The organism is Paenibacillus sp. PL2-23 (genome assembly GCF_040834005.1).
In the GTDB taxonomy this organism is placed as follows: domain Bacteria; phylum Bacillota; class Bacilli; order Paenibacillales; family Paenibacillaceae; genus Pristimantibacillus.
In genome coordinates, this window is record NZ_CP162129.1 from 495453 (window position 1) to 508954 (window position 13502).

Sequence of the window (13502 nt, forward strand, 5' to 3'; positions counted from 1 at the left end):
ATGCGGCTAACCTTAATGTTATTCATAGCTCTGGGCTGGGTTGTCCTGACTCTGTCAGGCTGCAGTACGGACGTCAAAAACATTGAAAGGCTCAACTATGCAACGGCAATTGGCGTAGACTACAAGGATGGAGAATATAGAGGCTTTGTTCAATTCGTCGATCTGCAGGCAGAGGCCAAAACGACGGAAGGCATTAATCAAGAGGCAAGGATATGGATTGGCGAAGGAAGAGGGGAAACATTCGAGGATTCTTTTTTCAATATCTACCGAACCGCTCAGGAGCGGATCTTCTGGGGGCATTTGACGGCAGTGGTCATAAGCGAGTCGGCTATGAAGAAGGGGCTGCCCTCCATTCTGGACAGTATAACGCGCTACAATGAATTTCGACTGACTCCGGTCGTATTCGGTACAAGGGGCTCGGTGAAGGAGATATTGAGCCAAGGCGGCTTCTATGGCCAATCGCCCCTTAGTACGATATTGCATGAGCCGGGCGGTATCTATCAGCAATCTTCGTTCATACACTCAGTCCAGATGCATCGGCTGATCAGCTATCTCAATGAGCCTGGCTATACGACGTGTATTCCGACTCTGGCGGTTAATAACCTGCAATGGACGGAGAAAAATAAACGCAAGAAGCTGCTTATGATCGACGGCGCGATTTTTGTAAAGGACCAGTCTTATCGGAGCTTCATTCCATTAAAGGAGCTGACTGGAATGAGGTGGATTCAGAAGGATACGCAGCGAGCGGGCGTCCCTGTACCGATTGATGGTGGGCCATCGGTTCAAGCTGTTATTAACAGGAGCAAACCTAAGCTGAAGCTTCTGCAGGGGGGCTACTCTCCGGAGTTCAAATTTCTGTACGAGGGGTCCGGCTATTTGGTCAACCGCGCCAATAACGAATGGAGCAAGACGGGGGAGCTTAACGAAGCGGTGGAGAAGGTCATTCGCAAGGAGGTAGAGGATTTGTTCCAGACCGGCCGGCGCAAGCATACCGATGTGATGAATCTCGAATACCATATGTTCCGCTACCATCATCGCTTGTGGAGCTCCCTTCCCTCGCCGGAGGCCACGATTATGAGTCCGGACACACTGTCGACAATTAACGTCCACGTGAATATTCGACATACGAGCACTGTGAAGAACAGGAACGTACTAACAAAGCCGCAGAAGGAGTAATGGTGGGTAACCACCACAAAAAAGTGCTATGCAAAACAAATAATTCTACCTAAATGGAAGCGTGGCGCTGAACAAACTCGTGTACGATGGGGGATGAATGGGAATGACTAGGGGGACTGAATAGATGGATAAAAGATGGATGAGACTGCTTCCGCGACGTATGGAGGGCATCGGCTGGCGGTCATTGCGGGTGAAGTGGATCGTGCTCATCTCGGCGGCCGTCCTGCTGTCGCAGATGGGCTCCAATGCCATGAGCTTCGGCATCATGCAGGCGACGCTGGGGGAGACCTTCGCGAATGAAAACGCGGTCCTTGTTGAAAGCGCTACCAGAGAACTGCGGATGTTCGCCGAGCAATATGAGAAGGCGGCAGAGCGCATGGCGGGCGAGATCGTCCGAATCGCGGAGCGGTCGGAGTCGTCAGAGCGGGATATAACGGTCATGCTTCAGGCTGTCAAAGAGCAGGATCCAGCGCTGCTGAGCGTGTTTTTTATCCCCGCCTCGACAGGGAGGCAGCTTGCGGCACACGAATTCGAGCCAACGGGAGATGCAAGAGAGCTGCCGCACTATAAGCTGGCTCTAGAGAAGAAGGATACGGCCTGGACGGACGTTCGAATGGACGACCTATCGGACAACATGACCGTGTCGATAGTCACACCTGTCGTTCTCGGAGAACAATGGCATGGCGTGGCCGGCTTTAATATCGACCTGAAGGGAATCGGCCTGCTGCGGGAGTCGAACGAGCGTTTCGGCGACAACAAGCTGGTCATCTATGATAATCAGGGCTTGATCATTTCATCGTTCATGCAAGGGCTGGACAGCACGAATATCGACCCGAATGCGAGCGGCGGAATGCCTGGCGTGACGAATGCTATTCCGGATGCGAATGATATGAAGCGAACGTTCGACTGGGTTGAAGCGGTAGCGGCTGGCAAGAGAAGCGGTCTGGATTTCGAATGGGACGGGGTTCGCTATAACGGCGAGGTCTCGTTTGTGTACTCCTTGGATTGGAGTGTTGTCTCCTTCGTGGAGCGTAGCGCGCTGACGGGGCGGCTGTTCCAATTCGCAGGCACCAGCGCGGCCGCTCTGGCGATTGGCGTCATCATCGGCGGATTGGCTGCGTATTACATCGCCACGGGATTGCTGAGCACTATCAATTCACTTCGAGCGACGATCGCGAGGACAGCAGAAGGAGACCTGGTCTCAGAATTCCGATATGGCAAGCAAGACGAGCTTGGAGAGCTGGCACGCAGCTACAACGCCATGCTGGGAAGCATGCGAGCGCTCATTCACAGAGTGGGACTCGGCGTGCAGGCGGTGGAGCAGACGGCCGGCGGGATGCAGAAGTCTGCTGCGGAGAATGCGGTGACCGGCAAGAGGGTTGCTCAATCATCGGAGGAAATTGCGAGGGGCGCCTCCCATACCTCGTCTGAGATTGAGAGGAGCTCGGATGCGGTCTTCGTGCTGGGGCGGGAGATTGAGCGGCTGACGGGCCAGTCGGAGGAGATGAAGCGCGTGCTCGCCGATGCCAGCCGGGATCTCGAAGGAGGCAACAGCCAGGTTGCGCAGTTGGAGCAATCTTACGCCCGTCTGGAGCGGGCCTTTGGCCAAGTATCGTCCATGGTGGACGAGCTCAGCCGTCATTCGCAATCCATTCATGCCGTAACGAAGGCGATCTTCGTGATTACGGAGCAGACTAACATCCTGTCCATCAACGCATCCATCGAAGCCGCAAGAGCTGGCGAGCACGGCAGAGGCTTCGCGGTCGTGGCGAGCGAGGTAAGGAAGCTGGCCCAGCAGGCGAAGCAGTCGGCAAACAGCATTCAGACCACAATTGGCGAGATGCTGGCGCAAACGGACAGCCTTGTAGCCGTCGTCGGTGAGACAAACCAAATGAACGAAGCGCAGCGTATGGCTGTGACGGAAGTCAGCCATGCCATAAGCAACATGAACGGCTCGTTAGGCCGGATAGGGGAGCATATGCAAAGCGAGCTCTCCATGATCGCGAGCATCGAAGCGCAAAAGGAGGCGGTGGTGGCCTCCATGGGGACGATTCTTGCGGTATCCCAGCAGACAACGGCGTCTGCGGGGCAGATCGCGTCATCCATGGACAGGCAGACCCAATCCATAGGCGAGGTGTCGATGAGCGCTGGCCATCTGGTGGAACTTGTGGCCGAGCTGAAAGAGGCCGTTGCCCGGTTCCGTACACAAGAAACCCAGGATGGACAGGGCGCACCTTAAAAAAGTATAGGTATTCATAAAAGAGTGCTATTGTATAGCGCTTTCATAGGCGCGATTCGATGCTATATTTAGACCTGTAAGAAACAAAAACTTGCAGCAGAACACATTTGAGAGGGGTAAAAAAATATGAAAAAGAGCTTCAAATCGATTTCTCTCTTGCTTGTTATGATGATGTTCGCAGCCGTAATGGCAGCGTGCAGCAGCAATGGAGGCGGCGAAGTCAGCGTCGGGATCGTATTGCCGACCAAAGACGAGCCAAGATGGGTACAGGATGAGCAACGCTTTAAGGATGCCCTGTCCGGCACAAAATATACAACGGAAATCCTGTTCAGCCAAGGCTCTTCGGCGAAGGAGAAGGAAAACGTCGAGACGCTGATCAACAAAGGCATCGATGTTCTGATCATCTGTCCTCATGACGGACCGGCAGCAGCCTCCGCTGTAGAAGCAGCCAAGAAGGAAGGCATCAAGGTTATCGCTTATGACCGCCTGATCACGGATACGGACGCGGTTGACTATTACGTAACCTTCGACAGCGAAGCGGTAGGCGCGGCGCAAGGCCAATACCTGATCGACAACGCGAAGGGCGCGGGCCAGCCTCTGTACCTGTATGCAGGCGCAGCCTCCGACAACAACGCATTCCTGTTCTTCAGCGGCGCATGGAAGGTGCTGCAGCCGAAGATTGCTGACGGCACGTTCGTCATCGCCAACTCCAGCGAAGCGATTGCTCTGAAAGACAAGGCGGAGCTGTCCCGCGACGAGCTGGGCAAGATCATCGGTCAGATCACAACGAACTGGGATCCGAACGAAGCGAAGAACAAGGCGCAGACACATCTTACATCCGCTTCTGCGGACATGAAGGGCGATGTCCTGATCCTGGCTCCGAATGACGGCACGGCTCGCAACATCGCGGACGTATTCGGCTCCGACAGCGCGGTATCGAGCTTCGTTGTAACGGGTCAAGACGCGGAGAAGGCTTCCATCCAATACATCATCGACGGCAAGCAATCCATGACGGTGTTCAAGGATGTTCGTACGCTGGTAACGGACGCTATGGGTATGGCTGTAGCCATCCTTGACGGCAAGACTCCAGAAACAACGGGTTCGTACAACAATGGCAAAGTCGACGTGGCGGCGAAGCAAACAGACGTCATTACGGTCAACCAAGGGAATGTGAAGGCTGAGCTGATCGATTCCGGCTACTACAAAGCGGAAGACTTCACGGGACTGAAATAAGATAAAAGCATAAGCAAGACGGATTAGTGATGGCTGGATGACTGCCGCGCTCAGCCCTCGTGACGGGGCGCGGCAGTCAACAAGAAGCTGTCACTTTCCGTTAGTTGTCACGGCTGCAAGGTTAAGGGGGCATAACGATGGGCGAATATATTTTGGAGATGAAGAGCATCACCAAGGAATTTCCGGGAGTCAAAGCGCTCACGGATGTCAGCTTCGAGGTGGGAAGGGGCGAGATTCACTGCCTCATCGGGGAGAACGGCGCTGGCAAATCCACGCTGATGAAGGTGCTGAGCGGGGTCTATCCTCACGGGACGTATACGGGAGACATCGTGTTCGAGGGCAGCGTACAGCAATTCGGCCGGATTAGCGACAGCGTGAAGGCGGGCATCGCCATTATTTATCAGGAGCTGGCGTTATTCCCGGATCTTACGGTATACGAGAATATCTATGCAGGCAATGAAGTGAAGCGCGGCGGCGTCATTGATTGGAACCAGACGATTGTTCAGGCCAATCAGATGCTGAAGAAGGTAGGACTCGACGTCAATCCAGAGATGTTGATTAAGGATCTTGGCGTAGGCAAGCAGCAGTTAGTTGAGATCGCGAAGGCGCTCAGCAAAAACGTCAAGCTGCTCATCCTCGACGAGCCAACGGCGGCGCTTAATGAGAACGACAGCGAAAATTTGCTGGAGCTGTTGCGGGAGCTGAAGAAGCAAGGCATTACGTGCATTATGATTTCCCATAAGCTGAAAGAGGTTATTTCCATTGCGGACCGGGCAACCGTCATCCGCGACGGCCGTACGATCTGCTCCCTGGACGCGTCCAAGGGCGAAATTACCGAAAACGCGATTATTAAAAATATGGTCGGCCGCGAAATCGACGACATCTATCCCAAGAGATTGAACAAGAAGTTTGGCGAAAAAATTCTGGAGCTGAACAATTGGTCCGCCTATGATCCGCAGCTGGGCCGCCATGTAGTCAAGAACGTTGATCTGCATGTCCAACAAGGCGAAATCGTCGGCATAGCCGGCTTGATGGGCTCGGGACGGACGGAGCTCGCGCTCAGCATCTTCGGCAATCCCAAGTCCTATAAATTACAGGGCGACCTGTTCGTGAACGGCATGCCCGCAAGGTTCAATCACACAAGCGACGCGATCAAGGCGGGCATCGCTTACGTGACGGAGGACCGCAAGGGGGACGGCCTGTTCCTTACTCAAGATATTAAGAGCAACGTGGTGGCGGCGAACCTGAAGGGCATCTCCAGCAGGGGCGTCATCAATGAGAATGAAGAGGTCATTATCGCGAACGAATACAAGGGCTCGATGCACGTGAAGGCTCCTTCCGTTGAGCAGATCGTTGGCAAGCTGAGCGGCGGCAATCAGCAGAAGGTGTCCATCGGCAAGTGGCTGTTCGTTGGACCGAAGCTGCTCATCCTGGATGAGCCGACGCGCGGCATCGACGTCGGAGCCAAGTTCGAGATTTACACGATCATGAACAAGCTGATCAGAGAAGGCATGAGCATCATCATGATCTCGTCGGAGCTCCCGGAAGTGCTCGGCATGAGCGACCGCGTGTACGTTATGGCCGAAGGCGCGTTGAGAGGCGAGTTGCCGATCGAAGAGGCTACCCAAGAAAACATTATGCAGCTTGCAACGCAATAGGAGGAAGACCGATGAATCTACTCAACGAAGCGAAATCGCTTGTTAAAGTGAATATCCGCGAATACGGCATGTATATCGCCCTGTTCGTTATTATGCTGACCTTCACTATCATGACGAACGGACTGTTCATGTCCTCCCGCAATATTAGTAACCTTCTTGACCAAACAGGCTATATCGCCGTGCTTGCCGTCGGCATGACGCTAGTTATCGTCATCCGCCAGATCGACCTGTCGGTTGGCTTCGCAGCCGGCTTCCTGGGCGCTATCGCCGCTATCCTGCTGTCGCAGGCCGGCGTGCCGTTCTATCTCACCATTCCCATCATTCTTGTGCTGGGCATCATCGTTGGTCTGTTCAACGGCGTGCTCGTCGCGAAGATCGGCATTCCATCCTTCGTCGCGTCCCTCGCGGGCATGCTGATCTTCCGCGGCGCGCTGCTGCAGGTAACGGAGAAGACGGGCACCATTATTGTCAGAGATGAGCACTTCAACGCGATCGGCAACGGGTTTATCCCCTCTATCGCCGTAGTGGGCGGTCTGCATCTGCTGTCCCTGCTGGTTGGTCTTGCGGCAATTGGGCTGTACATCTACAGCGAGATCAAGAAACGCAGGAACAAGCAGAAGTACCATTTCGAAGTGGTATCCTCGGGTATTTTCGCGCTGCAATTACTATTTGTATCGGGTATTATCGGCTATTTCACCTGGGTGCTGGCGGGCTACAACGGCTTCTCCTGGACGGTTGTCATTATGCTGGCGGTTGTCGCCATCTATCATTTCCTCTCCACGAAGACGGTGCTCGGCCGTCACATCTATGCGGTGGGCAGCAACCCGGAGGCGGCGCATCTGACAGGGATCAACGTGAAAAAGATTACGTACATCGTGTTCGGCTCCATGGGTATGCTCGCCGCCTTGTCCGGCATCCTGTACACCGCTCGCCTGCAATCGGCGACCACGACGGCAGGTACGCTGTTCGAGCTTGACGCGATTGCGGCCGCTTATGTCGGCGGCGTATCCTCCGCTGGCGGCGTCGGCAAAGTAACAGGCGCCATTATCGGCGCGATCGTCATGGCGTCGCTCACAAGCGGCATGAACCTGCTCGGCGTCGGCATCTCCTATCAGTACATGATTCGCGGCGGCGTTCTGGCCGCAGCGGTCATCTTCGACGTCATGACGCGCAAGAAGCGGGGCTAGTTGGTCCTCCGATAGCCTGCGTGCTTACCATATGAAATCCCCCTGCAACGCCAATCCATGACCGAGGTGGTCATACGGCGGAGCAGGGGGATTTTTTGACCACAATAGAATTTATAGGTTTTCGAGCATTCGAAAACGGAAATTCTATTTGGCGATAAATCCTACATCTAGACGCGGTCGCTCATCTTTGAAAGGCCTCGATAAAGGATTTCTCATCCCAGAATTTATAAAGTTTCGGGGTGAAGCGGGTTTTCGGTTCAGATGCGCAAGACGTAACGGACATAAAACGGACTTAGAGCTCCAATTTGATCTTTCTCAGAATGTAACGGACAAATTGGACGCTTAGCCGTACGAAACGGACGGAATCAACCTCAATCCCTGTCCTAACGTTCGAAAATGTCCGTTACAACTGCGGCTGGCCGCTGGGACGCGTATAAAGGTGTTTTTCGTCCGTTAGAAGCTCTGCCGAGAATGTTATTGCGCAGTGAGAATCTGCGGACCTTCAGAGGTAATGGCAATCGTATGCTCGTATTGTGCCGCGAGCTTGCCATCCCGTGTCCGTGCGGTCCAGCCATCCGCATCGATGGTCATCTGATAGGTGCCTTCCGTAATCATGGGCTCAATTGTAAACACCATACCCTCTTTGATGCGAAGGCCTTTGCCGGGATTGCCGACATGCTCGTAATTGGGATCCTCATGCAGGTCCCGTCCGATACCATGAGCGAGAAGGTCCCGCACGACGCCGAAGCCGTTCGATTCCGCGTGCCGCTGTATCGCGCTAGTGACGTCGCCTAGCCGATTGCCGGGCTGCGCCTGCGCAATGCCGAGCTCCAGGCATTCCTTCGTAATGCGCAGCAACTGATCGACCGTTGGGGAGATGTTCCCCACCGCATAGCTCCAGGCGGAATCCCCGAGCCAGCCGTCAAGCTCCGCCACCGTATCGATTGTTACGATATCGCCTTCCTTAAGCGGCGTATCGCTTGGGAAGCCATGCGCAATCACGTCGTTAATGGAGGCACAGGTCGCATAGGCATAGCCCTTATAGCCTTTCGTGTAGGGCTTGGCGCCGTGCTTCAGGATGATGTCTTCAAAGATCCGTTCAATCTCGTTGGTTGTGATGCCGGGCTGGATGAGCGGCGCAATCGTGCGATGGCATTCGGCCACCACTTGGCAGGCTTTACGGATAGACTCTATTTCATGTTTATTTTTTAAGATCACCATATTTGACTTAGGACTCCTTTGTAGTAGCTTGTGCGGCCAGCCAGGCGATTCGATCGACGTTCAGCTCAGAGGAGCCGCCATAGTAGCTCAGCCCGCAGCAGCCTACTAGAATGGCAAGCATCTGGTCGATGCTGTCGTCATCGTGCTGGATCATCGATTGAAGAGGCGCGTACAGCCGTTCCATGAATCGTCTCTTCGCTAGGGACCGGTCCTTCTCAGGTAAGCCCGCATAGAGCTCCGCCGCCATCTTATAGACGAGATATGCGCGAGCGTCCGACTTCCACAGCCTAAGTAACGCTTTGCAATATGCCATGACTTCCCCGTCATCCTGGCTAATGTCTCGAAGGTTAGTCCATTCATCAAGAGCAAGCTCACATCGTTCGAAGCCGCTCTCCAGCACATCTTGAATCAATAAAACCCGGTTCGGGTAATAATGGTACACTGTGCCGTATCCGAGCCCGGCTTCACTGGCCACATCACGAATATCAAAGCTGCCTCCGGTACGGAAGTAAGCTCGCGCGGCGGCGTATAAGATCTGTTCTCTACGCTGCGCGCGGATGAGCTCATTTTGTTCTTTGGTGCGGGGGCACATGAAGTCATAACCTCCTTGTATAGACCTGCATATTTGTCGATAGTAAAACGATAACCAATTGTCGAGACAAATGCAAGCTGGATTCACAAGCGTAAACGGCTGCGCCGTCCTTTGGCGGAGCAGCATACGTTTCGCGTTGTAATAGAAGCCCAGTAAAGAGAAATCTGCTTTCTTATATTTTGAGAAATCCTCTATCGAGGCCTATCAGAGATGAGCGACCGCGTTTAAATGTATCGCCAAATCGAATCCCCTTTTTTTGGATGATTAAAAACATATATTGTGGCAAAGAAATGCACCTGTATATCTGGCGTACATGATATACAGGTGCATGAATGGACCGCTATCCTACGACGTCGCCTCCTGCACCGGCAGTGCCTCGCGGGAGGCCTTCCTGCCGCGAAGCAGCGCCAGGCTCAGCAGGCTGACGGCGATCATGGCCGCTCCGGCGAACAGGGCTGGCACGACGTTGTCGCCGAAGTCGGCGGCCGAGCGGATGGCTCCTCCCGACTGGAAGACGAGACCGCCGATGGCGATGCCGAATACGCCGCCAAGCTCGCGCGTCGCGTTGCTGATGCCGCTTGCTTCGCCTTCCGCTGAAGTCGGCACGGATGATAGGATGCCATGCGAGATCGGCGTAAAGCTCAGCCCCATCCCAGCACCGGCCATTATCATAAAGGGCAGCATGTAGACGAAGGGAAAGGTCACGCCTTGGCTCATAATGAGCAGGCCGAAGCCCAGCAGACCGCCGAATTGCAGGAGCAGCCCGGTCGCCAAGACGTTGCGAGTGCCAAGTCTGCCGACAGCAAGACCGGCAAGCGGGGCGGCTATCATCGTGCAGCCGGTCCAGGCCATCTCGCGTACGCCGGCCTCCAGCGCGGAATAACCCTGCGCTTGCTGCAGGAATAACGTGAGCAGGAAGATCGCGCAGAAGATGCCTGCGTTCATCCAGAAGCCGATCAAGACCAGGCTGGTGTACTTCCCGCTGCGGAACAGCTCGAAGCGAACAAAGGGCTGCTTGCGGCGTCTCTCCCACAGGTAGAACAGCGCGAGCAGCAGGGCTCCTCCGAGCAGCAGCGACAATACAAACGCCGAACCCCAGCCGTCCTCATTGCCTCGTTCCAGCCCGAACACGATGCCGAACAGGCCGGCAGCGAGCAGCAGAATGCCAAGCGGGTCAATCGGCTTCCTCTCGCCGCGCGTCTCCGGCAGCCATCTCATGCCAAGCAGGAGCGCTAGAATGCCAACGGGAATATTGACCCAGAAGATGAGCTGCCAGGCTGCGCCTTCGATTATGAGCCCGCCCACCAGCGGACCAATGGACAAGCCGAGTCCCGAGATGCCGGACCAGATCCCAAGCGCCGCCGCCCGCTTATCGGGAGGGAACGCCGAGTTGACGAGTGTTAAGCTGAGCGGAACAATCGCTGCTCCTCCGACACCTTGCAGGGCGCGGGCAAGGATCAGCTCGATGGAGCTTCCGCTCATGCCCGACAGCGCGGAGCCCAGCGTGAACAGGACGACGCCGACGAGGAACATGCGCTTGCGTCCGAAGCGCTCGCCCAGCACGCTGAACGGGATGAGCAGCACGGAGAAGGCTAGGGTGTAGGCGTTCATGAACCATTCCAGGTCCGACATGCTGGCTTGGAACGATTCCTGGATGGACGGCAGCGCAACGCCGAGCACCAGATTGTCGAGCATCGCCATGAACAAGGCAGCGCAGGTGACGACAAGCAGCTTCACACGATCAGGGGTAAACATGGTGTTCTTCACTCCTCATTTTTAATTATTTATTAATCAATAAATGAAAAACCAAAAAAATAGCGGCCTCATGCAAGCGCGGATGCTTGCACAGTAGAATATGAGGTCGCAGGTGGTGTTGCCGCTTATTGTTCCTCCAGCGTCTCTCTCCAACGGCACAGATGAGGCAGGTCCAGCGTCTCCGACATGGCAATAATCAAGCCGTGGGCGATGAAGCTGCTGGCTTCGTTGTCGGCGTCTGGGATGCCCGCCGCTTGGAAGCGCGCCATGACCCGCTCATGAATCTTGGCCATCTCGCTGCGCGTATAGGCTCGAACCTCCTTCTCCGGCGTGGCGTAAGCCATCATAACCAGCAGGATCTCGTCGCGATGGCTTCCCAGCAGCTCGGTAAAGGCGCGGCCCATCGTGTCCTTCAGCTCCTCCGGCGGCGCTTCGACGGTGGAGAAGGCGTGCAGAATTCGCTTCCCTGCGCGTTCCAATACGGCGAGATAAAGCGATTCCTTAGTCTTGAAGAAGTGGAACACATAGGGCTGGGTCACCCCAACAGCTGCTGCAACGCCGGCTGTCGTCGTCTTGTAGTAGCCCTTCTCGGCGAACAATGAAGCGGCGGCATCCAATATTTGATCTTTGCGGTTAAGAGAGTCGTCCTTGGGTGTCATGGGTGCTGGAACTCCTTATGAGTTATTTATTGACTAATAAATAATTACCATGAATGGCTAGCTAATGTCAATCGTCTTGTGCAAAAAAAAGCTCTCAATCCTCAAAGAGGATGAGAGCTGTATTCCGGCGGTTCCGCTTCCATGCAATAAACGTCTCGTGTTTATTGCTTCGACAGCCAGTCCGCTGCCGCTTCAATCATTCGTTCCTTGGTCATACTGCCGGAATCGGATTCCACATGGTGGACAATAGTTTGGCTATCCTTTTCTTCGATCCACATGAGGTCTTGGAACACAGGGCTTTCACCAAGCAGCGACTGAACGTTTCTTGTGTAATGCGCCTGCTTTTCGTTCAGGTCGATCGCCTCATATGCCGTAGACGGTGGAGTAAGGCCGTCGAATGTGATGGAGACATTGTCGATAACCTCCATTGTCAGATAGAGGGTCTCGCCTTGATCATTGGTATACATGGTTGTGTATTGAGATACGGGCTGCTCGGCAGCAATATCAATAGAGCGCCACAGGAGACCTGAACTGCCGTCCCTCTGCCTATACTCCGCTTCCATTTCATCTATTAGTCCCGTAACATCCGCTCCCATAGAGGGGCGAAACGGGCTGTTTAATGCTCCTGCTTCGAAGTGAAAGGACCCTCCGAGCAAGGAGTCTGGGAGCACTTCCTGCACACCATGCTGATTAAGCACAGCATTCCACTGCTCAGCATCGGGGATAAGCTTCAAGCTTGAGATGCTTACCGGAAGAGCATCGGGGAATACGTCCGGCAGGTAGACAATGGCGGTCTGTCCCGGAGAAAGCTTGCTTTGCACCTCTTTCAAGGAGGCGCGAACAGCTTCCAACACATCCGGCTCGATGGTTAATGCATCGTTCGTCTGCATGCGGATCGAATAGGAGCCCTCCTTATCCGAGAACAGCAGATAATTGCCTGCGTAAGCGAAGCCGCATAACATAGCGGCGATTAAAGCGACAAAGGCCAATCTTGGCAAACGCCATTTTTTCCTCATATGCGAATAACCCCTTTTCTCCATCACCAACCTTCGGTAATCCGCCATGATTCGTTCATCCAGCGCAGGAGGAAGTTGGGACGCAGAATTACTGCGCTTGAACGCCTCGCTTAATTGCCGCTCAATAGACATAGCTGCTCCTCTCCTTCCCATCTGACGTCACGTTTAATAATCGGCGTAATTGCTTCAGGGCATGATGATGTCTGGATTTGACAGTGCCTAGCGGAATGCTCAGCAGACATGCGATCTCCTCCAAGGAACAGTCTTGATAGTAACGGAGTACAATGACTTCACGGGCTTTGTGTGGAAGCGAGCCCAAGAGAGGGAGAAGCTCCATTTCATGGCTTATAGCAGACAGCTGATCTTCCGCATGCCAGTCGGTCACTGCCCCTGCCGTCGACCTTGTTTTCTCCGCAATTCGAAAGAGTCGCCAGCCTTTCCGCTTCCAATTCCGCACCTGCCTTACAATTAATCCGTTAAACCATGCTGTAAAAGGCTGCTCCGGCCGGTAGTTGTCAGCGGATCGCAACAATTCGATGTACACCTCGCTCATAATATCGCAGGCGTCCTGCTTGCGCGGAGCAAGATAGGTTATCAGTTTGTAGGCGTGATCTCGCGTCGCATCATATACCGTTCGAAAAGCTTCCTCGTCGCCCCCGCTCATCCGGATAAGCGTGGCGCTCCAATCAATTTCCTGCATAGGACCGGCCTCCATTCAGGTGTTACATGAATTATTGGCTCGTTAACTGAAAAAGGTTCAATGAGT

Annotated in this window: 11 protein-coding genes; 5 read left to right on the forward strand and 6 right to left on the reverse strand. The window is 54.4% G+C overall.

The window, feature by feature from the left end:
• The 5 genes from AB1S56_RS02110 to AB1S56_RS02130 all read left to right on the forward strand — a co-directional run bounded on the left by AB1S56_RS02110 (position 1) and on the right by AB1S56_RS02130 (position 7493).
• Entirely contained in the window at positions 1-1176 is a 1176-nt protein-coding gene (locus AB1S56_RS02110) for a Ger(x)C family spore germination protein (RefSeq protein ID WP_340870256.1), read from the forward strand.
• A gap of 124 nt (positions 1177-1300) precedes the next feature.
• Positions 1301-3415, forward strand: coding sequence for a methyl-accepting chemotaxis protein (locus tag AB1S56_RS02115; RefSeq protein ID WP_340870255.1), 2115 nt, complete (start codon positions 1301-1303; stop codon positions 3413-3415).
• A 126-nt stretch (positions 3416-3541) separates the two neighbouring features.
• Positions 3542-4648: a sugar-binding protein gene (locus AB1S56_RS02120; protein WP_340870254.1), complete on the forward strand. Its 1107-nt coding sequence runs from the start codon at positions 3542-3544 to the stop codon at positions 4646-4648.
• 137 nt (positions 4649-4785) lie between these two features.
• On the forward strand, positions 4786-6306 hold the full coding sequence (locus tag AB1S56_RS02125) for a sugar ABC transporter ATP-binding protein (RefSeq protein WP_340870253.1): 1521 nt from the start codon (positions 4786-4788) through the stop codon (positions 6304-6306).
• Between the two features lie 11 nt (positions 6307-6317).
• Complete coding sequence (locus AB1S56_RS02130) at positions 6318-7493, forward strand: sugar ABC transporter permease (RefSeq protein WP_340870251.1); 1176 nt, start codon at positions 6318-6320, stop codon at positions 7491-7493.
• 474 nt (positions 7494-7967) lie between these two features.
• Here AB1S56_RS02130 and map read toward each other — a convergent pair whose 3' ends face one another.
• The 6 genes from map to AB1S56_RS02160 form a co-directional block, all read right to left on the reverse strand.
• Positions 7968-8714, reverse strand: coding sequence for a type I methionyl aminopeptidase (map, locus tag AB1S56_RS02135; RefSeq protein ID WP_340870248.1), 747 nt, complete (start codon positions 8712-8714; stop codon positions 7968-7970).
• A gap of 7 nt (positions 8715-8721) precedes the next feature.
• Positions 8722-9306, reverse strand: a complete 585-nt coding sequence (locus AB1S56_RS02140; protein ID WP_340870246.1) for a TetR/AcrR family transcriptional regulator — start codon at positions 9304-9306, stop codon at positions 8722-8724.
• 345 nt (positions 9307-9651) lie between these two features.
• Positions 9652-11061: an MFS transporter gene (locus AB1S56_RS02145; RefSeq protein WP_340870245.1), complete on the reverse strand. Its 1410-nt coding sequence runs from the start codon at positions 11059-11061 to the stop codon at positions 9652-9654.
• A 125-nt stretch (positions 11062-11186) separates the two neighbouring features.
• Entirely contained in the window at positions 11187-11720 is a 534-nt protein-coding gene (locus AB1S56_RS02150) for a TetR/AcrR family transcriptional regulator (RefSeq protein WP_340870243.1), read from the reverse strand.
• A gap of 161 nt (positions 11721-11881) precedes the next feature.
• Positions 11882-12868: a hypothetical protein gene (locus AB1S56_RS02155; protein WP_340870241.1), complete on the reverse strand. Its 987-nt coding sequence runs from the start codon at positions 12866-12868 to the stop codon at positions 11882-11884.
• A complete protein-coding gene (locus AB1S56_RS02160; RefSeq protein ID WP_340870240.1) occupies positions 12858-13436 on the reverse strand; it encodes a sigma-70 family RNA polymerase sigma factor in 579 nt (192 codons plus the stop codon). Before AB1S56_RS02160 ends, AB1S56_RS02155 begins: the two co-directional genes overlap by 11 nt.
• Between the last annotated feature and the right edge of the window lie 66 nt (positions 13437-13502).